Genomic DNA, 22,848 nt, shown 5'->3' with positions numbered 1-22,848 from the left:
ATGTTTCCAAAGAGCCAGCCGGATCTCATGGGGTATCACCCCGATCAAGTCGACGCACTCCTGGCTCGAATCAAGATTCAATTTGGAGCCGCCCATCGCAGTCTTGTTACCTCGTCTATTGTCTCTGTTGCCAGGTTCGACATGGTTGCGGGTGGCTACCAAATAACACCGGTCGATAGCACTTTGGACAAGCTCGCCGACTCTCTCGAGGCAAGAGAGATAGCTGACAAAATGTCCCGGTCAGGAAAATCAGGTGTTCTCAACGAGTTAAATCAATTGCTTTCGGAGATTTCTAAGGTTTTGGATGAGAAGCCCAAGGAACGCTTCTCGGGGCAGAAGAACGGCTACTCGAAATCACATGTGGCTGAGCTACTGAATTCCATCAGAGTAAACCGGGGGAAGCTAGTTTCTCCGTTACCCCTGGAGGTTCGCACTAGGCCACTTGGGTCGGCCAGATCGGGGCTTTCGAAGGTGGAAATTGATGCGTTTCGCGGGCTCGTTGCCAGCGCCGGCCACCGGCAAATCGCGCTGGGCTAATTGCTCCAAAGCCAAACCCCTAATAGGCTTATCTTTTCCTGAGGAGCGAATTGGCGAAACATCAATCGAGAACCACTTACCCGCTGACAAGCGTCGGCATGGGTTTCGTTTTCGTGTCCGCTCTAGTGATGGTAACCGCGGTCGATCCCTACTCTGGCGCTTTCGCCTCCGCTAACTCAATGCAGAGTTTTGAGAGCGAAGACATGGAGTATCAGCAGTTAACAATTCAGTCGATTGCGGGGGATGGTTTCGGTCGGGGTGAGTTCGAGCTTGTAGATGGAGCGACCGCGCTAAGGCTTGTAGTTAGCAACGCTCCAACTCCGGATCCGGAGAGCGCAAAGGGGTTCGCTCTGGAGGCGACTACGGCTCGAGGCTGGGAATACACACAATTTTCATGTTTGGTCAAGCTCTGGGAGCGTGAGAGCAATTGGAGACTAACCGCGACCAACAGGTCCTCGGGTGCTTACGGGATCCCACAGTCACTGCCTGCTTCTAAGATGGCATCAGCCGGTGCGGACTGGCGAACCAATGCCGAAACTCAGATCAAGTGGGGCTTGGGTTACATCGAAGGTCGCTATGGCTCACCCTGTGCCGCCCTTGCTCATTCCGACAATCACAACTGGTACTGATGGTCGGTCGCAGACCTCGTCGAAATGCTGCTAAGCGTGAGTATCGCGAGCTAGATTTTTCAATGATTCGTTCCGCTTTGCCGCACTCGGAGTTTAAGCGCGGTGTGGAGTTTCAGGTCCAGCAGAGCTCCGGTGCGAATGCCGAAGAGGGAAAGCGATGGAAGTGTCCAGTCTGTCAAATTGACATTGAGCAAGGAATTGCGCACACGGTTGCCTGGGACCTTCATCGTGGAGTTGAAACCAGAAGACATTTTCATAATCACTGCTGGAAGCTGTTTGACGGGATGTTGACCTAGTGGAAGAGATACGCTCCTCCACCGTACTTCCCGGTATTCGCGAGGACGTCGAAATTCATACTGTCGACTCTGAGGTGCTGGTCGGTGAATTGTCGGTTCCAGCCGTTGGTGAGCCGCTGACAACTTTGATAATGCTTCACCCGTTACCTACTCACGGCGGTTTTATGGACTCCCATTTGATTAGGAAGACAGCTAACAGACTGCCGGCACTAATTGGAGCAGCTGTGCTTAGATTCAACACCAGGGGCACCACGTCGCCAAGGGGCACCTCATCGGGCCAGTTTTCAGATGGCGTTGGTGAGAGAGAGGATGTCGCAGCGGCAGTGAAGTTCTGCTTGAAGCGAGGTCTTCCAACACCTTGGCTAATCGGTTGGTCTTTTGGCACTGAGCTTGCAATCAAATACGGACCAGATTTGGACATTTTGGGGGCAATCTTGCTCTCGCCACCACTTCATCGTGCAACCGATGCCGACCTTTTGCGTTGGAACGAATTTGGACGACCGCTTATTGCTCTCGTTCCTGAGTTAGACGAATATCTCGACCCAATAGCGGCCGCCGCGAGGTTTGCCATCGTCGACCAGGCTGAGGTTTTTGGGTTCGACCAAGAAAAGCATCTTTGGGTTGGCGAAAAGGCAACCAAGAGAGTCTTAGACAAAATAGCCGAAGTCACAGTTCCGGGCAGCTCTCCGCTCCCAACTAGTTTTTGAGCTATTTTTTTAGCGAAGTTGCTGTCTTGGCATCCAAACCTCACGCACGATTAGCAGTATCGATGCTGCAACCGGAATGGCGATAACCGCCCCTAGGACACCCATAAGTGTTCCTCCCATCAAAGCCGCGATAACAACAAGGGCTGCGGGGATTGAAACGGCCTTCTTCATAATCCTCGGGGAGATTAGATATGCCTCGAGCTGCAGGTAAATCAGGTAATAAATAACCGCAATCAGAGCAAGCTGTGGACCTTCAATCAGAGTCACCGTGATGACGATAATCGCCGAGGACAATGGGCCAATTAGTGGGATCAACGAGATGGTGAACGCCATTAGCGTCAAGAGAAGTGCGAAAGGGGCATTGATGATGGTCAAAAAGATAAACAAGCTGGTCGCGTGTATCAAGCTGACGGATGTCTGGCCCATTACCCAGCGACCGACCGAATAGGCGATCTGGTCTGTGATTTTACGGAAGCGTTCGCGCTTAGAAGCCGAGGAAAGTTTTGCTAGGTAGTCCTTCATTCCCTCAAGCGACGCCATGAAATAAAGGGTTAGAATCACCACAACTATGACTCCCACCACGCCAGATATAACTCCGATTCCAACCTGAAGCACTCCTCCGAGTAGCACCGGCCAGTTTGCAGAATTGCTTATGAAATCGAGGCCTGAATTGGTGGCGGTTGTAATGGCGCCACCTAGCTGCCTGTCCCAACGAGTTATAAAATCCGTGGTCACCAGGCTCGCTGCAATGTCCGGTATTTGCTCGATCAGCTTTGCAGCTTCTCTAACCGCCGTTGGGATGATCGCCCAAAGTATTAGTCCGACAGTTCCTAAAAAGCCAGTAACAACTATTCCAACTGCAACCGGGCGCGGCACCTTGCGCTTGGTCAATGATCTTACGACCGGGTCAAGCCCTAGCGCCAGGAATAATGCGATACCAATGTAAGTAAGAATCGTCGCAGTCTGAGAAATAGCGGCGCCGATAATTATTGCCGTGAGGACTCCGAGTCCGCCGGTCAGTCCAATCTGGAATGAGTTAGTTACCCTTGCGCGCTGTTCCATCTATTCCTCCGGAGAATCAGTGTTGGTTACCAAACTACGCAGGTTTTTCAAATAAAGCTCACCTGAACGCACACGATTCTCGATTTTCTTCATGCGTAACTCGCTTGCCTTCTCAAGCTCGGCAATGCTTTCAAGGGCCTTCGCATTTATCTCAGTTGCCTCCAGATCAGAAGCGTGAACAATCGCCTCGGCTTGACTTCTTGCCTCAGCAAGAATTCGACTTTGAGCTTGACCGGCTTCCATTTCAAGGGCCTGTATTTCGAGTCGAATAGTAGAAATCGTCTTTTTTAGGTCGGTCAGGTCAACTTTGGCGGACTCTAGGTATGTCTCGGTTTGATGAACGGCCTCATTGTGTTTTTCCAGGTATTCTTTCTCGGCAACTCTTCTACGGGTTTTGAATTTTGATTCAAGGTCCGCAAGAGCGAGATCTTTCGCGGCTTGCTCTATCCCGAGCTGGTCAAGATTGAGAACTTCTTGCCCGGCAATTTTTGCATCCAACTCCGCTTTTTTTGCCTCCACTTCGCGCTTCGCCGTGGTTTTGAGGGCAGCAACTTCCGTAGCAGCCTGCCCGCGCATCCTTGCAACCTCTAATTCGGCATCCCTCACCTTGTCCTTGGCGTCGGTGGTTGCCTTCATGATCAGTAGTTCGGCATCATGTTTTGCCCCAGCGATTCTGCGGGCAGCGCGTCTTTCTGCAGCCGTGATTTGATCCTGATAAACATTCTCGGCGTTTTGTTCAATTCGCTTAGCCTCCTGGGTGGCCGATTCAATCAGTTCTTCCGAGGTCACAGCTGCCGCGCTCTCAATTTCTCGGGCGGTGGTCTCTGCTCTAATCAAGAGCTCTGCGGCCTCGGCACCGAGGCTTGAAAAACTCGGTGCGATCGTTCCACTCAGCTTCGCTTCGGACTGAGCAAGTTGTGCCAGTGTGCGTTGGAGTGCTTCTGCATTTTCGGTGGCCTGCTCTTTGACACGGACAAGTTCCGAGTTCAGGGCGTTCAGCTCACGCTCGACGGCTTCTGGATCGTAACCTCGCTTGGCTGTCTCGAAGCGATTATGGTCAGTTGGCAAGTTGAATCCTTGGTTGAATAGTAAACTTTCGTGGCTACCCAAGTGTAGTCGGAGCTGGTTTATGCGTTTTTGGATTGCCCTACTTGTATTTGTGACAGGGTTGGTTTTTAGCGCCGTCGGGTTCACTAATCAGCTCGAGAATCAGCCAATTAGCGTTATCAACGCATCCGCCTCGCTCAGCAAGCCAGCTAGTTATGTTTTGATTCCAAACGCTGTACTCAGTGCCTACGAAGGCGAGAACTCAGTTTTTGCAATCGGTGATGGCACCGTGTTTATGGCAACCGGTCGAGAGTCGGACATCGTTGCGTGGCTCGGAGATTCTTCCTACGTGGAAATGAGACTCTCAGTGAATAAGACAAACCAAAGCGCAAGCTTGGTGGAAATTGAAAGGCCGGGAACCGGAGAGCTGGAAGATCCAGCGGGCGCAGACATTTGGAAGACAGAAATTCTGAGCAATGGAACTGCTCTTTTACCCGTTGAGGTAAACAACGAAGTTGCGGTCTTAATGGCGTCGACCGGAATAGAGCTGGCGCCGAGGACTGTCCGTGTGACCTGGCAATTGGGCGCAACTGAGGCTCCGATAGCTCCAATAACCCTCATAGGTCTTGGAGTCATGCTTGTGGGAGCAGCGCTGGGATTGTATGCAGCATTTATCTATCGCAAGAAGTTCCGAAGTCGCAGAAACACTCGAGGCCCTAGAAGGCCCAAGCATCGAAGAACCAGAAGGGTCATTTCTCAAGCAGGTAATGGACCGCTCACGAGCAGAAGGTCCCTCAGAGGAATGAAATATGTCGGAATCGCGCTCTCGGTGGGAACGTTAGCTGGCTGCGTGCCGGATTATCAAAACCCAATTATTTCGCCCAAACCACTTGAGCAACCGGGTGTCCTTACGGCAACTCTTGACAGCTCTCAGCTGGAGAGAATTCTGAAGGAGATATCAGGGGTGGTAGCGGTCGCCGATGCGACTCTGGACAGAGAGTCTCTTGAGGTCAGGGTTACCGGTCCCGCTTTAGAAATCCGCAGAGCGGCTTACGCTTTGGCGGCGAAGAGCACTGATTCGCCATTCGCTCCAACGAAAATACTCGCCGGCCCAGTGCAATTATTTTTGCCTGGGGCAACTGACACTTGGCCTAGGAATACCATCGTCGTTACAGGAGAAAACTCCTTGCAGGTTTTGGTTTTGCGCCAAGAGGGTCCCCGCGATGATTACAAGCTTTATCAGTACTCTGACTTACTTCCGAACATCAGCTTCCCCGAAGTGCCAGCCGAGATAGTGGGTGCTAACGCACTGAAGGAAGATAATAAGTTCCTCTCGATGGACCCGGCGTCCCTTGTCGAGGGTCTTGGCAATCTTTTGAATCGCGGTTTCGAATCTCCGTGGGCACTTTTGATTGATCCAGACAACCAGTACGTCGCGGATGTGTCAGCTGTTCAGCTTGGCCTGCAAGAAACCCTCAGCAATGCGAATCTGAGTTTTGAGCACAAGCTATCTGAGAGTCAGCCAGTGATACTGGCAAATTCCGAGGGCGGGGCGCTGGTAGCTGTGTACATGATTGATACCTACACGATTATTCCTAAGGAGCCTGGTGACGCCGTGTCGATAACTGGCGAGGAGGCGATACTGCTTGGCACTGGAGGCAGCGCAACTGGGATTGAGACCAAATACGGTGCAATGTTGCTATTCAATGTCCCGGCATCTGGATCGGATGAACGTGCAACTCTGCTCGGTGCTACACAACAGCTTCTCTCAGCGATAACCTTGGGCGGATAATGAGTAATTTCGGAGCTATGGATCTTTCGGGTCTTGCCAATAAGACAACGCCACCGGCTGGCACTGCTATTTCTAGCTGGCTCGTCCCGGGCGATGAGCCAACGCTCAGACGCTATCTAACCCTTTCTGAAACCACTCCAGTACTAATGCTGGTCTCGGACCAGTCCGAGGCGTCTGTGAGGCTAAGAGCTGCCGTTTTAGAGGTTCTTGAAGCCAGTCAGGGCCGTTTTGCCGGCATCGACATCGACATCACTGCGAACCCTCAGCTAGCTCAGGCCGTTGCTGTTGAAAAGGCACCTGCAATGCTCGCGATTTTGGCGGGGCAGCCGGCACCTTTATTTCAAGGTGAGGCCACTAAAGAACAGCTTCTGAGTGTGCTGGGCCAAGTCCTGCAGCTTGCGGGGGAGAAAAATATAACCCAGACCGTGAGCATTCAGGGGGGTTCAGCACCGGAAAAACCTCTGGCCCCGGAGCACTTAGCTGCAGTGGCGGCAATTGACACCGGTGATTTGCCAGAGGCCAAAAGGCTTTACGACAAGCTAATTGTCGAATACCCAAATGATTCAGATGCCACAGCAGGTCTCGCTCAGGTGAACCTCATGCTGAGGCTTGCGGCAAAGGATCAGACTGGCCCACTGGGGACCTTGTTCTTTGAAGCTGATCAGTTGCTGATTGCCGGAAATACTCGTGATTCACTCGCTTTGCTCCTTGATCGCTTTGAAATCGAAACCGATGCTCGCGATCAGATTCGTGACCGCTTGCTAGAGATGTTTATCTTGATTGGCGACAGTGACCAGGAAGTCCTGCAAGCTAGGCGAAGACTGGCAACGCTGCTGTTTTAGTCAGACATCATTTTGGGCTATTTGTTCAAATTGCAACTCTTGATCGCATGACTCGAGAAGTAGGATTTTGACATGTCAGTCTTTCTGGATCACGCCTCCACAACAGCGCTTCGATCTTGTGCGAAGAGTGCACTAAGCGATGCGTTGGAAATTCTGGGAAATCCATCCAGTGTTCATAGCCAAGGGAGGGCGACTCGCGAACTATTAGAGCAATCGCGGGACGAGGTAGCAAAGGCCTGCGGAGCAAACCGCAGCGAAATAATTTTCAACTCCGGTGGCACCGAGGGTAATAATCACGCGATCAAGGGCATTTTCTGGGATCGAGTTTCAAGAGACCCGGAATGCAAAGTAATCATTTCCTCCAGAACCGAGCACCATGCTGTAATCGATCCGGTCCAATGGCTCGGCGAAAATCAAAATGCCGAGGTTATATTCGTGGAGCATTTTTCTAACGGCATGATCGATATGAATTCTTTTAGGTCCTTGGTTAGCAAGCACGGCCACAGGATCGCTCTAATCAGCTTGATGTGGGTTAATAATGAGACCGGGGTGATTAGCGATGTTTCTGCGATCACCAAAATAGCCGCCGAGTTTGATATTCCTGTGCACAGCGATGCCGTGGCGGCTTTTGGTCACGTTCCCATCGATTTTCAAGCAAGTGGATTGACCGCTATGACATTGTCTGGTCACAAGGTTGGGGCACCAATAGGGGTGGGTGCACTTGTGATTACTAGAAGTGCCAAGCCCATTTCATTGGTGCACGGTGGGGGTCAAGAACGTTCGCTTCGATCCGGAACCATGAATTACCCGCTCGCCGCCAGCTTTGCCGCCGCCGCTAGAGAGGCCATCGCTGAACTAGATCATGAAGTGACACGTTTAGGTGCGCTAAAAGACCAGCTGGAAGCGGCTGTAATGGAGGTCGTTCCTTCCGCAATAATCACAGCTCAGGGGGCCAATAGAGCTGCATACAACGCTCACTTTGTTTTTCCTGGAACGCAGTCAGACGCGATGTTGTTTTTGTTGGATCAAAAGGGAGTTTGTGTCTCTGCCGGTTCGGCTTGTCAGGCTGGAGTCCTAGGTCCTTCTCATGTTTTACTGGGTATGGGATTTAGTCACTTAGAGGCATCCGCGTGTGTTCGGGTGACCCTTGGTAGAACTTCGACATCCCAGGACGTTCAACGATTTTTGACTGCTTTAGCGCAAGTCCATCCAGTCGCCCTCCAGGCAACTCCCGCATAAACCCCCAATGGCAAATTAGACTTGTAGCCATGCGTGTTTTAGCAGCAATGAGTGGCGGAGTTGATTCTGCTGTGGCTGCCGCGCGGGCCGTAGAGCAGGGCCACGACGTCATCGGTGTTCACTTGGCTCTTTCTAGGATGCCGGGAACACTTAGAACTGGCTCCAGGGGTTGCTGCACAATAGAAGACTCGATGGATGCCCAGCGTGCAGCTAATAAGCTCGGCATTCCTTTTTATGTGTGGGATTTCTCAGAGCGCTTCAAGCTTGACGTGGTCGATGACTTTGTGGCCGAATACCAAGCCGGTAGGACCCCTAACCCCTGTATGCGCTGCAATGAGCGCATCAAGTTCTCAGCGTTGTTAGAACGTGGACTATCACTTGGTTTTGAGGCAATTTGCACGGGTCACTACGCGTCAATCATTGAGGATGCTAGAGGGGACCTAGAACTGCACCGGTCATTAGAAATGGCGAAGGATCAGAGTTATGTACTGGGAGTGTTAAACGCGAATCAGCTAGCTCACTCTATGTTCCCACTAGGGGCGACTGCGTCTAAAGATTTGATTAGGCAGGAGGCTACCGCTCGGGGCTTGAGTGTCGCAAATAAGCCGGACAGCTACGACATTTGCTTTATACCTGAGGGGGATACCCGGGAGTGGCTAAAGGACTTCGTACCAACTGACCCGGGCAAGATTGTGGACAGCGATGGAAATCAGCTAGGAGTGCACGACGGGCACGCCGGTTTCACAATCGGGCAGCGCAAGGGGTTGAGAATCGGAACTCCAGCAGTCGACCGCAAGCCAAGATATGTGCTGGAGATTAGGCCGAAAACCAAGGAAATTGTCGTTGGACCTGAAGAAGAATTGCAAGTCTCCGATCTCTTCGGCGCTCGCTATACCTGGTGCGGGAAAGCGCCTGAAAATCCCGAAGATGCTTTTGACTGTGATGTGCAAATAAGAGCTCACGGAGACACTGTTCCAGCCACAGCGGCAATTGTCGATGGTCAGATGCATGTGCAACTGAATGAGCCGCTCTACGGGGTACCGGCTGGACAAACTGCAGTCATCTATCTTGGAACGCGAGTATTGGGCCAAATGACGATAGATAAAACCCGTAGCAAGGTCTCAACTGGTGCCTAGTCAGTCGATAAGAATCGAAGAACTAAGAGCGCTGATTGAGAAATATCGAGATGCTTATTATCAACAAGACCAATCGCTTATTTCGGACGGTGAATACGATCTACTCGAACAGGAACTCAAAGAACTAGAGGCACTTGAGCCAATGGGCGCTGGGGATGCTCTAACAACCAAGGTCGGGTCTGGGTCCGGCAGTGTGTTCGATCCGGTGGTTCATGGGCAAAAGATGATGAGCCTAGACAATGTTTTTGACTCGCAAGGTTTTCAGGCTTGGGCCGAAAGGGTCGGTCCGGGGCCTTATTTGTGTGAACCTAAAATCGATGGACTTGCGGTGTCTTTGACCTACAAAGATGGAGTGCTCATTAGAGCCGCCACCCGGGGAGATGGCGAGGTTGGCGAAGATATTACCCAGAATGCGATGACCATTCAGGGTGTCCCACATCGACTTCTAGGCCAGAATCACCCAGAACTTGTCGAAGTTCGCGGCGAGGTTTTTTTTGAGCTTGAAGATTTTGCAAGACTAAATGCCAGAATCGTTTCCCAAGGTGGCAAACCCTTCGCTAACCCTCGAAATAGCGCTTCCGGTTCGCTTCGTCAAAAAGACCCGGCTGTTTCGGCGACTAGGCCACTGAAAATGCTGGTACATGGTTTTGGAGTTTGGTCCGCTGACGTTTCCAGTCAGAGCGCGGTTTATGAAAAGCTCGCGAATTGGGGACTTCCGACGACCAAGCGCTACCGGGTTCTTGAAACTCCAAATCTCGTACTGGCATATATTTCCGAACTGGAAGCGGCACGCCCTACCATCGAGCACGAAATAGATGGGGTGGTCATCAAGGTAGATGATTTGGCAACTCAGGCAAGCCTCGGATCAACCTCTAGGGCCCCGCGTTGGGCGATTGCCTATAAGTATCCACCGGAGCAGGTTTACACCAAATTACTGGACATAAAAGTCTCAATCGGAAGAACTGGTCGGGCAACGCCTTTTGCCGTTTTAGCTCCGGTAGTTGTGGCAGGCAGTCAGGTTGAATTTGCGACTCTGCACAACCAGGAACAAGTCAAATCAAAGGGTGTTCTTATCGGTGACACAGTTGTCCTCAGAAAAGCCGGAGATGTGATCCCGGAAATTTTGGGCCCGGTTGTTTCGCTGCGAGACGGCTCGGAACGCGCTTTTGCAATGCCTCCTAATTGTCCCGAATGTCAGGCGAAGCTGGAGCCTGCAAGCCAAGGAGACATCGATTTACGGTGCAGCAACGCCAAGAGCTGCCCGGCTCAGCTTCGCGAGCGCATCGCCTACATTGGATCAAGAGCTGCTCTTGACATTGAGGCACTCGGCTATGTAAGCGCGAGCGCACTCACAAAGCCGGTTGAACCGGCGGTTGCCCCAATTTTGTCCGAGGCGGATTTATTTTCGCTCACCATGGAAAAGCTCTTGCCCATAAAAGCCAAAGTAATAGATGCCGACACTGGCCTTGCGAGGAAAGACGCTGAAGGCAACGACAAAGTAGTCGATTATTTCAGAAAGAAAAATGGCGAACCCTCAGAGGTTGCTATCAAGTTGTTGGCAAACCTAGAAGTCGCGAAGACCAAGCCACTTTGGCGGTTATTGGTTTCACTGTCTATTAGGCACGTAGGTCCGGTTGCCGCCCGGGCGCTTGCGGATAACTTTGGGTCCTTTAGGGCAATTTTCGAAGCCAGTCAGGAACGGCTCGCGGAGGTCGATGGAGTCGGTCCAACGCTGGCTGAATCGATAACCGGTTGGTATCTTGAGGATTGGCATCGACAAATTCTTACTAGCTGGGAAAACGCGGGAGTGCAGCTGTCTAATCCGATGCACAGGGAGCAAGAGGTATCTAAATCAGACGGACTGTTTGCCGGTCTGTCGATAGTTGTCACCGGTTCGATGGAAACAATGACCAGGGAAGCTATCGAGGCTCTGATAATCGAAAACGGCGGCAAGGCTGCTTCCTCGGTATCTAAGAACACGGCCTTTTTGGTAGCTGGCCCGGGGGCTGGCTCGAAGTTGAACAAGGCCGAGTCGCTGGATGTCTTGGTAATTACCGAAGCGCAGTTCCTAGATAAATTGCCAGCCTGACAGAACTAGACTTGGCTACGAACACCAATTGATGAAGTGAGAAACTGTATGTCTGAAATTACACCCGATTTGGTCCGCCATTTGGCGTCTCTCGCCAGAATCTTGGTCACCGATCAAGAGGTCGAGCAATTGGCCGGTGAGCTTGGAGTGATCGTGGATTCGGTTGCCACTGTCACCAAGGCTGTCTCCGGAGATGTGGTTGCGACAAGCCACCCAATTCCAATGGCAAACGTCTATCGCGAGGATGTAATTCTGCCTTCTCTGACTCAATTGCAGGCCCTTTCCAGCGCCCCTGACAGCAATGATGGCCGATTCAAAGTAAACGCAATCTTGGATGAGGATTAGAAATGACTGAGATAACTTCTTCCAGCGCGGCGGTTCTCGCAGGTCTCATTTCTAGCAAGCAAGTCTCATCGGTGGAAATTACCACGGCATTTTTAGACCGTCTAGAAAAATTGAACCCGAAGACCAACTCCTACCTTCACTTCAATCGTGAAAACAGCCTGGCTCAGGCAAAAAAAGCGGATCAGCAACTGTCTGATGGGACTGCAGTCTCCCCGCTGCACGGTGTACCAATTGCGGTGAAGGACAACCTAACTACGACCGATGCGCCGACGACCGCCGGTTCAAAGATTCTTGAGGGCTGGGTTCCGCAGTACGACGCAACCGTAGTTAGAAAGCTAAGAGAGGCTTCAATGCCTATTCTTGGAAAGACCAATCTCGACGAATTTGCAATGGGCTCCTCGACTGAGTTCTCGGCTTATGGCCCGAGCAGGAATCCTTGGGACCTAAGCCGGATCCCCGGAGGTTCTGGAGGAGGCTCCAGTTCCGCTATTGCCGGCCATCTCGCTCCTCTTGCCATAGGCAGCGACACGGGAGGCTCAATCAGGTTCCCAGCGGCAATGACTGGCTCCGTTGGCGCAAAGCCGACCTACGGCGCAGTGTCTCGTTATGGCCTGATCGCCCTCGCTAGTTCTTTAGACCAAATAGGCCCAGTGACTAATAGCGTTATGGATGCGGCCATGTTGCAGGATGTAATCGGGGGGTATGACCCACGTGATTCGACATCTTTGCCAAATAGCTTGGGCTCTATGGTTCAGTCTGTGAAAGAAGCGGATGTCAAAGGCCTGAGAGTCGGAGTTATAAAGCAACTATCTTCGGACGGCTTCCAGCCCGGGGTAAAGGCTTGTTTCGATGACACAATTGAAAAACTTGCTGCTGCAGGCGCTGAAATTATTGAGGTTGATTGCCCAAGCTTCGAATACGCGGTCGCCGCCTATTACTTGATCTTGCCCGCAGAGGCTTCGTCAAATCTGGCGAAATTTGATTCGGTCAGATTTGGACTCAGAGTGACTCCAGACGGAAACCCCACCATAGAAAATGTCATGGCTGCCACGCGTGAACAAGGCTTCGGACCAGAGGTCAAAAGAAGAATAATTCTGGGCACTTACGCGCTTTCGTCTGGTCACTACGACGCCTACTACGGCTCGGCCCAAAAAGTCAGAACACTAATCCAGCAAGATCTAGCTATGGCATTTACCCAGGCTGATGTGTTGCTGACCCCCACTGCACCCACCACGGCATTCAAGATTGGCGAGAAGGTCGATGACCCACTCGCGATGTATCTAAACGATGTCGCGACGATCCCCGCGAATTTGGCGGGAATCCCGGGAATCTCAGTGCCAAACGGGCTCGCTTCAGAGGATGGACTGCCTTCCGGCTTGCAGATTCTTGCCCCGGCGATGCAGGATGCCCAGATGTATCGAGTCGCAAGCATCGTAGAGAAGCTTTATATGGATCAATGGGGCGCCTCGCTAATTGCGCGAGTGCCTGATTTGGAGGCGCTGTAATGGCTAAAGAACAACTAATGTCCTACGAAGATGCCATTGAGCGTTTTGAGGTGGTGATCGGGCTCGAGGTCCACGTTGAGCTAAACACCGTCAGCAAAATGTTCTGCGGTTGTGCAAATAACTTTGGCTCGGAGCCAAACACCAACGTTTGCCCAACTTGCCTGGGACTGCCTGGCTCCTTGCCAGCGGTTAACCGCAAGGCCGTGGAGTCCTCAATTGCTATCGGACTCGCGCTGGATTGCCAGATCGCGTCCAATGGTCGCTTTGCTAGAAAAAACTATTTCTATCCTGACCTAGCCAAGAACTTCCAAACCTCGCAGTTCGACGAGCCAATTGCCTTCGAGGGTGAGATTTCAATCGAGCTTGAAACCGGCGAAGTTTTTATGGTCCCAATTGAGCGGGCCCACATGGAGGAGGATGCCGGAAAGCTGACTCACGTCGGTGGAGAAACCGGCCGAATTCAAGGGGCGGAGTACTCTCTGGTGGACTATAACCGCGCCGGTGTCCCACTCGTGGAAATTGTGACCAAACCCATCTACGGAGCGCTTGACAAGGCTCCAGAGCTGGCCGCAACCTATGTCCGGGCAATCCGCGACATTGTAAAGAGCATGAACGTGTCGGATGCAAAGATGGAGCGCGGAAACGTGCGTTGCGATGCGAACGTCTCACTCAGAGAAAAGGGTGCGGAGAAGCTTGGGACCAGAACCGAAACCAAGAACGTTAACTCCTTGAAGAGCATCGAAAACACGGTTCGTTACGAAATTCGACGCCAGGCTTTCATCCTCGCCGCCGGCGGAAAAATCATTCAGGAAACCAGGCATTGGCACGAAGACCGCGGCCACACATCTGCCGGTAGGCCAAAGTCCGACGCCGATGACTATCGCTACTTTCCAGAGCCAGACTTGGTGCCGGTTCAGCCGAGCAAAGAGTGGATCGAAGAAATTCGCCAGACGCTATCCGAAAAGCCTGCGCTTAGGCGCAAGCGTCTTCAGACCGCTTGGGGATTCGCGGATCTTGAGTTTAGAGATGTTTTGAATTCTGATTTGCTCGACGAGATTGAGGCAACTGTTTCTGCGGGCGCCAGCCCACAGTCAGCCAGAAAGTGGTGGACAGGGGAGCTTGCGAGATTGGCAAACGCCCAACAGGTAGCTGTGCAGGACCTTCCAATCACTCCAGAGCAAGTGGCTGCTATTCAGAGGCTAATTGATTCCGGTGAGCTAACTGATCGCATCGCAAGGGACGTAGTTGCGGGTGTATTGGCAGGCGAGGGCGAGCCGGCCGAAGTTATCGAAAGCCGTGGCTTGAAGATTGTTACCGACGAGGGCGCGCTCATTGCCGCAATTGACAAGGCACTGGCGAGTCAACCGGATGTCATGGAGAAGATTCGGGACGGCAAACTCCAGGCTGCTGGGGCCGTAATCGGAGCTGTAATGCAAGAAATGCGCGGTCAAGCCGACGCAGCCAGAGTACGAGAGCTCATTTTAGAAAGAGCCAAGTAACTACTGGGGTGAGTAACGGGACTTGAACCCGCGACCCCCTGGACCACAACCAGGTGCTCTACCAGCTGAGCTATACCCACCATGTCTGGACTAGCCAGAACGCTTTAGAGTGTATCAGCCTCTAAGGCTAAAACTGCCTCCTTTAGATCCTTCACCGAAGGACCCGGTGCCGGAACTAGAAATACTTGGCGGTAGTAGCGGAGCTCCATGATCGATTCTTGAATGTCAGAAAGCGCTCGGTGACTGACGTCTTTTTTGGGCAGCTGGAAGTAAATCTTTGGATACCAACGTCTTGCCATTTCCTTAAAGGAACTAACGTCAATGTTTCTGTAGTGCAAAAACGAGTCAAATTCCGGAGTTTGACGGTTTAGAAACATTCGATCGGTACCGATTGAATTCCCGGCCAGAGGCGCCGTTCCCTTGTCAGTGACCCATTGCTTTACATAATTAAGCACCTGCTGCTCGGCCTTCTTGATCGAAATACCCTTTGGAATTTCAGTTATCAAGCCGGAAACGGTGTGCATGTTGGTCACAAACTCGCCCATGTTTTTCATCGCTTTGCGTGAGGGCTTCACAACCACCTGAAAACCTTCGTGAACCGGCTTCAGGTCTTCGTCAGTTACGATCACTGCAATTTCGCAGATTTCATCAACGCCGACCTCGAGTCCAGTCATTTCGCAGTCGACCCAAACTATAAAAGAAGACATAGGCGATTAGTCGTTCGAGTGACGAGGGTTTTTGGCGGCTTTAATCTGGTCCTTGCGGTCTTTCTTATCCTTTTTCTTGGCTGCTTTGACTTCTTTCTTCGTCAAGGGCGCTGCGGCGACTTCATCCTGACTTGCCGGCAATTCAGCGGCCGATCCAGTCAAGGCTGGAGCGGGCTCCACGGGGACCGTGGGTTCGTCCCAAGTCATGCTGGACTCATCATCCAGTTCGACTTCGTTGGGCTCCTCTGTCCAAGCAAGTTCTGGCGCGGAAGATGCCGGTGCTGGCTGGAAGGTCTGCTCAGGCAATTTTTCTTCCGGAGCTTGTTTGACCGCCAACTCTTCATCAGGAGCTTCTACCTCAGTGGCTTCTTGAACAGCTTCGGGATTCGGCCGGGTATCGGTCAGCACAGCGGCTGATGTCATAGGAGTTGCGTCTGAAGCGGAAATCACGTTCTGACCCGAGGCGGTTTTCTTGGCTAGACGAGCTTCTTTTTTGACTAGTCGTCGGTCGACTCTGATTACTTTTCGTTCCCTTCGGCCCTCCACTAGCCAGTACAGGACAGGAACAAGGATCAGCGTCAAAAGGGTGGATGAAACAAGCCCACCAATTACTACTATCGCAAGTGGCTTAGAAATAAACCCTGAGTTCCCTGTCACACCAAGGGCTAAGGGGGTAAGGGCGAAGATAGTTGCAAAGGCGGTCATGAGGATCGGTCTCAGCCTTTGCCTTGCTCCAGCAATCAGAGAATCCTCTACGCTTCTGCCCTTCTTTCGATACTGATTCACCAGGTCTAGCAACACAATCGCGTTGGTGACCACCAGCCCAACCAGGAGGAGCATTCCTATTAGTGCAGGAACCCCAAGAGCGGTGTCTGTGATCAGTAGTAGCCCTAGAGCTCCAATCGCGGCAAACGGAATTGATACCAGCAGCAGGAGCGGCTGAATCAGGCTTCCAAACGTTGCAACCATAACAATGTAGACAATGGCAACCGCCGCGAGCAAGGCTGTGCCCAGCTGGCTGAAGCTCTCGGCTTGGTCGGCCGCTGCTCCACCAACGGTTGCTTCAGCACCGGCTGGAAGCTCAATTAGAGCTAAGGCCGCAGTGATGTCTGCTGAGATAGCACCTAGGTCTTCTCCAATAGGGGCCAGCGAAACTGTGGCGGAGCGGTTACCTCGCTCCGAGGTTATCGAGGTTGGCTTTAGTACTTCGGTGATTGTCGCGATACTGTCCAGGCGCACCGGCCCCTGAAAGGTTGGTATTGACAAGGCATTAATCTCGCTAATTGACTCAGGAGCTTGGGTGCCGGAGATGTAAACATCGGTGTCTTTACCTTCGATGCTCAGGGTGCCAAGCGACGAAGGGCGGAGTTGAGAGGCCACTATGCCGGTAACCGTGGTTTCAGTCAAAAGGTAACTTGCGGCCTTCTGTCTGTTTACGATGACCTCGAGAACTCTCTGATCCGCGTCCAGGGTCGTTGTGATTGAGCTTACGTTCTGAACATCGGCTAATCCTGCAACAAGATTATTGACCGAGTCCTGGAGAAGCGCGGGATCGCTCGCTAGTACCTGAATATCGATGGTCTCGCTCGAGCCGAAACCTCCACCAGTCGAGACTGTGATTTCGCTTCCCATGGGTGTTTCAAGTCGACGCACCTGTGTTTGAAGGATTTCCACGTCCGCGTCATCTGCGGCGGTTACTGTCAGGCGCACGCCGGAGGCTGCCCTGCCAAAGGCAACTCTGCCATCGGCTCCAGATGATCCGATAGTGCTTTGCACCACCTCGACGCCGTCAAGGGCCATGATCTGGCCTTCCAGGACAGCCGAGGCTCTGTCTTGTTCTTCGAGGGTCACGTTGCTTGGCATGCTCAGCTGGGCGTCAAACTGGTTTGAGCCGCCGCCGTCAATGAAATTAGTTTTCAAAAGTGGAACAAGTGAGAGCGTGTAGCCCAAAATCAAGACTGCAGCGGTCAGAGTGACCCACGGGTGATTCTTGGTGCCTTTGAGGATCGGAATATAACCGCGCTGAAGAAGGCTGCGCTTTTCGCGTTGTTCCTCAATCTCCCGCTGGTTCTCTTCGAAGGCAACTGGGTCAGCAGCTTGAGCTGCCAAAAGACGCTTTGGCATGCGCAGGAACCAGTACGCCAGCACCGGAACGATGGTGAGCGATACAAGGAGTGAGGCCAGCAACGCTATTGCGACAGTGAATGCGAACGGGCGGAATAGCTCACCAACTAATCCGGAAACTAGAGCGATTGGAAGGAAGACTGCAACGGTTGCAAGGGTCGAAGATGTTATCGCCAGGGCGACTTCCTTGACTCCGGAGAGCACTGCTTTCACGCGCTCCTCTCCATAGCTCAGGTGTCGGTTTATGTTCTCAATAACCACAATCGAGTCATCTACTACGCGGCCAATTGCGATTGTCAGAGCACCTAGGGTCAAAAGGTTTAGGGAGTAATCCGCAAACTCCAAAGCGATAAACGTTATAAGCAACGATGTCGGAATCGAAATAGCAGTAATGATCGTGGATTTAAAGCTCAGCAGGAAAATCAGAATTACGATGATTGCAAACCCGAGACCCAGTAGTCCCTCGACTGTTAAGTCCTTGATGCTTTCTTCAATAAATGGTGCCTGGTCAAAAATAGTGACTACTGTCACATCTGCAGCCAAAGCGGCCTTCAGATCAGGAATTAAGTCTTGGACGCCTCGCGAAACGTCAACCGAGTTACCGTCCGGAGTCTTCGTTATCGAAATAGCCAGGGTTTCATTGCCATTCGTTCGTGCAATTGAGGTGATTGGAGCATCCTCATAGGTGACTGTTGCTACATCGCCAATTGTTACAACGCTAAGTGCATTTGCATTGGGTGTTGCCGAGATTAGAGGTAGTGACTCCATCAATGAAACTGTGTCAACAGCATTTCCCATCTGAATGGAAATACTGCCATCTGCGTCAGTCAGAGAACCAACCGGCAGAACCAGTCCGTTAGCACGCAGCGCTGCGGAGATGTCCCTCTGACTGAGACCATTTTGGGCAAGAGCCACTTGGTTGAGCTCTAAATTGAGTCTTTTTTGCTTTCCTCCGGAGACGGCAATTTCCCTAATGCCACTTACTTGTTGGAAAACTGACGGTGCAATCTTGTCGAGCTCCGCGCTGAGGCTCTCGTTGTCGCCATTATTGGCCGAAATCGCAAGGACGATGATTGGCACCGAGTCGAAGCTGCCTGAAATAACTTGAGGGCTTACATCTGCAGGAAGCGAAGCCGCTACGGCACTGATGGCATTATTTAGCCTTTCAGTCGCGTCAGAGGTGCTTGTGCCGAACTCAAAGGACACTCGTAAGACCGAAAGCCCGGTTGAGGAAGTGACGCTAGTTGATTCCAAGCCTTCCAGACCAATAACAGCGTTTTCGATAATCACGGAAACTTGACTGTCAACAACCTCGGGTGATGCTCCAGCATATGAAGTCACAATTGCGGCCGACGGAATCTCTATCGATGGAATTAGTTCCTGTTTCAGGTTGCCAACGGATAGCAGGCCGAACACACCGATAATGAGGGTTATTAATGCGACAACAGCGCGATTTGCTAGCGAAAGTCTGGAAATATTGGACAACTAATTACCTCTTTGTTTGTTGGCTTTACTGACAACTCAACAGTTTAGGAGATTAGTCCCTTAAATTACGAGCTGTGACTGTTGAAGCCCTTGTCAATCAGATGCTTAGCGCGGCAACAAACTGAACCGGGGTTCCGAACCTGTGACCAGTCACGGTTACAGACTGCTCCTTGAAATATGGCAACAGTTCAATTCGTCCAGATTCGGTTAGCTCATGATTGTAAACAGCCACGTCGCAGTTGGAAAGAGCGCTGTCGGCATCGACTTCTGGTGCATCACCGACTAGCCGAACTCGCCTCGGGCTCTCAGCTAGCCTCTTCTCAAAGCCGTCTTGGTCTTCTATGGCCACGCGCAAACCTGAGCTTTTCAGCAAAGAAATTACGTTCTTATCTAATTCAAAGGAACTGATGTCGAGGTTTCCTAGCACCAGAGCGACGGAGAGAGCCCTCATGGTCTCCTGAATGGTCGCAGTCTTTTCAATGCGAAGTACGCAATCGCTTCTTCGATAGCGAAGAACATTCCGCTCGCTGTCCAGGTTAGAAGGGTCGGTAGCGTTACGGAAAGTTTCTGTTAGAGCCACCTGGTCAGATTTGGCTCCGCGAATAAGCGATTCCATCTCAAGGTCGGACAAGTCTGTCAGCTGAGCTATGGCAAGCAGCTGGTTCACACTCTTATTCAGGATCTCAGCGCTAGCAGTCGAATGCGAGCTCTTCCAGTTGGTCAGACTAAGGATGTAGTTCGGTCCGCCAGCTTTGGTGCTTGGTCCTACACTCGAGCGCTTCCAGCCTCCGAAGGGCTGACGCTGAACGATAGCGCCGGTGATTCCGCGGTTCACGTAAAGGTTTCCAGCCTGAATTGTGGCGAGCCACTTTTCTATTTCGACTGCATCCAGGGAGTGGATCCCGGTTGTAAGTCCGTAGTCCACTGAGTTCTGTAGAGCGACTGCTGCTTCCAGGTTAGGTGCGATCATGATGGACAAAATTGGACCAAAGTACTCGGTCAGGTGACTGGTCGAATTCGGCACGACATTAACTCTGATTCCTGGAGACCATAGTTTTCCAGTTTCATCCAGCTGCGCGGGCTCAAGTAGCCATTTTTCTCCGCGGCCGAGCGTTGTTAGGCCCTCGAGAAGTTTTCCCGAGGGTGCAGCAATCATGGGCCCCATTTGAGTTCTGGGATCATTGGCATGACCGACGTGCATACTGCTGACTGCGTCATGGAGCTGGCGCAAGAACCGCTTTGACTTGTGGACGGATCCAACCAAGATAACAAGAGAGCTAGCTGAACATTTTTGACCAGCATGGCCAAAAGCGGAGTAGGCAATATCCTTAGCGGCTAGATCATAGTCAGCGCTCTCGGTGACAATAATTGCGTTTTTCCCGCTGGTTTCTGCTAGCAGTCTCAGGTCAGGGCGGAAGCTCTTGAATAGTTGGGCCGTCTCGTAACCGCCGGTCAAGATCACTTGGTCGACATCAGGGTGTGACAGGAGCTGCTTGCCGAGCTCAGACTCACTCAGTTGAATCGGGATAAACACGTCTTGGTCGATAATTTGGGAAATTATGTCGGCAAGAACCGCACCGCATCTGGCCGAGGCACCCGCAGACTTGAAAATAACTGCGGAACCTGCGGCGAGAGCAGCTAGTGCACCACCGGCGGGAATGGCAATTGGAAAGTTCCACGGGGGAGTGACAACCGTGACGCCAAATGGCACCGGGGTTGCACCGTCTATCTTGTCTAACTCAAGGGCCCGCTGCGCGTAGTAGTGAGCAAAGTCAACAGCCTCTGAGATCTCAGTGTCAGCCTGATCTATTGTCTTGCCGGCCTCGGCCATTGCGACTTCTATTAGACGTCCCCTGTTGGCTTCCATCGCGACGCCGATTTCGTGGAGCTTTGCGGCGCGAGTCCGTAAAGAGTCCTTACTCCAGCGTGCCCCACCATCAACTGCCCTATCCATAATTCCTTGAAGTTGGGCCTCACTGGATATTGTTTGGTTCGCTACTAGGTCTATACCGATATCGCTGGTGCCGGCGCGGCCAATAATTTCGTAGCCCCAGGCTCGGTTGGCCGCTAAAGACGGGTCAGTGTCCGCGGCGTTTGCAAAGCCTTTCGCTGGCGGAAATGCCACGTCGTTGTGACGATCTTGTAGTCGGTTTGGGATTGGAATTTCCAAATCCAGCATGGTTAGAGAAACCTTGAAGCGTTCCTCTTCAACCTGGAAAACATCTGGGTCAGCCAACCTAAAAGCGTTGGAAAGGAAGTTCTCCTTTGAAGCGCCCTCCTCCAGTCGTCTAATCAAATAGGCAATGGCAACATCGAATTCCTGCGGGTGAACAACGGGGGTATAAAGCACCAGAGTTCCAACGGTTTTCCGGATCACATTAGCCTGCGCCTCTGCCATACCCAGGAGCATCTCAAAGTCCATGCCGGTTTGCGCATTTCGCTGCGAAGCTAACAGCCAGGCGAAGGCAAGATCAAATAAGTTGTGTCCCGCGACACCAATCCGAACGTTCGCTACGCGGTCTTCGGTCAGCGCATAGTTCAGGACTCTTTTGTAGTTAGCATCCGCTGCCGCTTTTGATTCAACTGTTGCAAGTGGCCAGCCGTGGGATTCCGCGTCCACCCTTTCCATCGGCAAGTTGGCGCCTTTTACGACCCTAACCTTCACCGGAGCGCCACCAGCTAAAACTCGACGCGCAGCGAACTGCTGAATGTCGATCATTGCTCTGACCGCATCCGGCAAATAGGCCTGTAGGACTATGCCGGCCTGAAGCTTAGTAAATTCTGGTTTTGATAATATGCCTTTGAAGACCGCCACGGTCATGTCGAGGTCGTGGTACTCCTCCATGTCTAGGTTTATAAACTTTTGTTTTTTTGATTCTGAGGCAATTCGGTAAAGCGGGGCGAGACGCTCAATCACATCACTCACGGTTTCATCGAAGGACCAAGGTGAGTGAGGCGAGACGATAGCCGACACCTTCACTGAAACGTAATCGACATCTGGCCTCGAAAGCACGTCCTTCACTTTCTGCAGCCTGCGGTCGGCTTCCTTGCTTCCAAGAACCGCTTCTCCCAATAGGTTGACGTTCAGGGTCGAACCCTGCCTCGATAGGCGGGAGATGCTTCTACTCAATTTGGTTGGGGTTGCGTCAATCACGAGGTGCTCCACGAAGGAGCGCAAAACTTTGCGTGCAATTGGAATGACAATCCACGGAAAAGGCCTGGCTAGGTTCGCTCCCAGAGACACCATGGCTCTAAGGATCCAGGGTAAAAATTTGGGTGTGATTTTGCGAAGGCGGTAAAGGTTTCTCGCCGCGACCCTAAGGCTCTCGGGCCTGATTACTCCGTCCACAAAACCGACCGCAAAATCCAACCCGTTCGAGTCCTGGAGTAGACCGGAAAGTCGATCGGCCGCTTGCGAATTCTTCTGCTGAGAAGCATTGAGCACCCAATGCTGGACCTGCTCGACTACTGCCGCGGATAGTTCATCTTTTGCCGGGACAATAGGAATTTGAGTAGTGCTAAGCGTCATTGGTTTGCCGTCTCTCATTGGAATCTACACAAGCAGTCTAATTGGCAAATTACGTTGGCGAGTGGCTCACCTCATGACTTCATTCAGACAAGTTCTGGGACCGATTTTCGCCCAGAATAAAACCTTTCTTGACAAGGGCTTGTAGACTACTGATGGCTTCAAAGCCAACTCCGCCTTCGTAGCTCAGTGGATAGAGCAGGAGCCTTCTAATCTCTTGGTCGCAGGTTCGATTCCTGCCGAGGGCACCAAAGATCCCGGTAGACATGGTTGTATAGACC

General features: G+C 52.0%; 17 protein-coding genes and 2 tRNA genes. 13 read left to right on the top strand and 6 right to left on the bottom strand.

What is annotated here, in order from left to right; genetic code table 11:
• From ABXT50_RS04460 to ABXT50_RS04445, 4 genes are read left to right on the top strand one after another with little or no spacing between them, the layout of a single operon-like run.
• Nucleotides 1-537: a hypothetical protein gene (locus tag ABXT50_RS04460; RefSeq protein WP_415273695.1), complete on the top strand. Its 537-nt coding sequence runs from the start codon at nucleotides 1-3 to the stop codon at nucleotides 535-537.
• A gap of 50 nt (nucleotides 538-587) precedes the next feature.
• Nucleotides 588-1,166: a lytic transglycosylase domain-containing protein gene (locus ABXT50_RS04455; RefSeq protein WP_415273694.1), complete on the top strand. Its 579-nt coding sequence runs from the start codon at nucleotides 588-590 to the stop codon at nucleotides 1,164-1,166.
• Nucleotides 1,166-1,462, top strand: coding sequence for a hypothetical protein (locus ABXT50_RS04450; RefSeq protein WP_415273693.1), 297 nt, complete (start codon nucleotides 1,166-1,168; stop codon nucleotides 1,460-1,462). Before ABXT50_RS04455 ends, ABXT50_RS04450 begins: the two co-directional genes overlap by 1 nt.
• On the top strand, nucleotides 1,462-2,169 hold the full coding sequence (locus ABXT50_RS04445; protein WP_415273692.1) for an alpha/beta hydrolase: 708 nt from the start codon (nucleotides 1,462-1,464) through the stop codon (nucleotides 2,167-2,169). The genes ABXT50_RS04450 and ABXT50_RS04445 overlap by 1 nt, the downstream gene beginning before the upstream one ends.
• Nucleotides 2,170-2,178: 9 nt before the next feature.
• Here the strand turns inward: ABXT50_RS04445 and ABXT50_RS04440 are convergent, their stop codons facing one another.
• Both ABXT50_RS04440 and ABXT50_RS04435 read right to left on the bottom strand, forming a co-directional pair.
• Nucleotides 2,179-3,231: an AI-2E family transporter gene (locus ABXT50_RS04440; protein WP_415273691.1), complete on the bottom strand. Its 1,053-nt coding sequence runs from the start codon at nucleotides 3,229-3,231 to the stop codon at nucleotides 2,179-2,181.
• Nucleotides 3,232-4,299: a DivIVA domain-containing protein gene (locus ABXT50_RS04435; RefSeq protein WP_415273690.1), complete on the bottom strand. Its 1,068-nt coding sequence runs from the start codon at nucleotides 4,297-4,299 to the stop codon at nucleotides 3,232-3,234.
• A 61-nt stretch (nucleotides 4,300-4,360) separates the two neighbouring features.
• On the opposite strand from ABXT50_RS04435, the gene ABXT50_RS04430 reads away from it, so the two are divergent.
• From ABXT50_RS04430 to gatB, 8 genes are all read left to right on the top strand, one after another.
• Nucleotides 4,361-6,070, top strand: a complete 1,710-nt coding sequence (locus tag ABXT50_RS04430) for a hypothetical protein (RefSeq protein WP_415273689.1) — start codon at nucleotides 4,361-4,363, stop codon at nucleotides 6,068-6,070.
• Nucleotides 6,070-6,912 (top strand): tetratricopeptide repeat protein, encoded by an 843-nt coding sequence (locus tag ABXT50_RS04425; protein ID WP_415273688.1) that lies wholly within the window; start codon nucleotides 6,070-6,072, stop codon nucleotides 6,910-6,912. Before ABXT50_RS04430 ends, ABXT50_RS04425 begins: the two co-directional genes overlap by 1 nt.
• Nucleotides 6,913-6,984: 72 nt before the next feature.
• Nucleotides 6,985-8,151 carry a cysteine desulfurase family protein gene (locus ABXT50_RS04420; RefSeq protein WP_415273687.1) on the top strand — a complete coding sequence of 389 codons (1,167 nt, stop codon included), beginning with the start codon at nucleotides 6,985-6,987 and terminating at the stop codon, nucleotides 8,149-8,151.
• A gap of 29 nt (nucleotides 8,152-8,180) precedes the next feature.
• Complete coding sequence (mnmA, locus tag ABXT50_RS04415) at nucleotides 8,181-9,287, top strand: tRNA 2-thiouridine(34) synthase MnmA (RefSeq protein WP_415273686.1); 1,107 nt, start codon at nucleotides 8,181-8,183, stop codon at nucleotides 9,285-9,287.
• A complete protein-coding gene (ligA, locus tag ABXT50_RS04410) occupies nucleotides 9,280-11,376 on the top strand; it encodes an NAD-dependent DNA ligase LigA (protein ID WP_415273685.1) in 2,097 nt (698 codons plus the stop codon). The genes mnmA and ligA overlap by 8 nt, the downstream gene beginning before the upstream one ends.
• A 48-nt stretch (nucleotides 11,377-11,424) precedes the next feature.
• Nucleotides 11,425-11,721 carry an Asp-tRNA(Asn)/Glu-tRNA(Gln) amidotransferase subunit GatC gene (gene gatC / locus ABXT50_RS04405; protein ID WP_415273684.1) on the top strand — a complete coding sequence of 99 codons (297 nt, stop codon included), beginning with the start codon at nucleotides 11,425-11,427 and terminating at the stop codon, nucleotides 11,719-11,721.
• Between the two features lie 2 nt (nucleotides 11,722-11,723).
• The gene (gene gatA, locus ABXT50_RS04400) at nucleotides 11,724-13,226 is read left to right on the top strand and encodes an Asp-tRNA(Asn)/Glu-tRNA(Gln) amidotransferase subunit GatA (protein ID WP_415273683.1); all 1,503 of its coding nucleotides are present in this window, start codon (nucleotides 11,724-11,726) and stop codon (nucleotides 13,224-13,226) included.
• The gene (gene gatB, locus ABXT50_RS04395) at nucleotides 13,226-14,725 is read left to right on the top strand and encodes an Asp-tRNA(Asn)/Glu-tRNA(Gln) amidotransferase subunit GatB (protein ID WP_415273682.1); all 1,500 of its coding nucleotides are present in this window, start codon (nucleotides 13,226-13,228) and stop codon (nucleotides 14,723-14,725) included. The genes gatA and gatB overlap by 1 nt, the downstream gene beginning before the upstream one ends.
• Before the next feature lie 4 nt (nucleotides 14,726-14,729).
• Here the strand turns inward: gatB and ABXT50_RS04390 are convergent.
• The 4 genes from ABXT50_RS04390 to ABXT50_RS04375 all read right to left on the bottom strand — a co-directional run bounded on the left by ABXT50_RS04390 (nucleotide 14,730) and on the right by ABXT50_RS04375 (nucleotide 22,588).
• Nucleotides 14,730-14,805 (bottom strand) — tRNA-His (locus ABXT50_RS04390).
• Between the two features lie 24 nt (nucleotides 14,806-14,829).
• Complete coding sequence (gene orn / locus ABXT50_RS04385; protein ID WP_415273681.1) at nucleotides 14,830-15,399, bottom strand: oligoribonuclease; 570 nt, start codon at nucleotides 15,397-15,399, stop codon at nucleotides 14,830-14,832.
• A gap of 39 nt (nucleotides 15,400-15,438) precedes the next feature.
• On the bottom strand, nucleotides 15,439-19,041 hold the full coding sequence (locus tag ABXT50_RS04380) for an efflux RND transporter permease subunit (RefSeq protein ID WP_415273680.1): 3,603 nt from the start codon (nucleotides 19,039-19,041) through the stop codon (nucleotides 15,439-15,441).
• Between the two features lie 97 nt (nucleotides 19,042-19,138).
• Entirely contained in the window at nucleotides 19,139-22,588 is a 3,450-nt protein-coding gene (locus ABXT50_RS04375) for a bifunctional proline dehydrogenase/L-glutamate gamma-semialdehyde dehydrogenase (protein ID WP_415273679.1), read from the bottom strand.
• A 154-nt stretch (nucleotides 22,589-22,742) separates the two neighbouring features.
• Between ABXT50_RS04375 and ABXT50_RS04370 the strand changes: the two genes are divergently transcribed.
• Nucleotides 22,743-22,818: transfer RNA gene (locus ABXT50_RS04370), tRNA-Arg, on the top strand.
• Nucleotides 22,819-22,848: the final 30 nt, after the last annotated feature.

This window comes from Aquiluna sp. Uisw_065, from assembly GCF_047731275.1.
Taxonomy (GTDB): domain Bacteria; phylum Actinomycetota; class Actinomycetes; order Actinomycetales; family Microbacteriaceae; genus Aquiluna.
The sequence above is the reverse complement of the archived record's forward strand: the minus strand, read 5'-3'. Positions and strand labels throughout refer to the sequence as shown.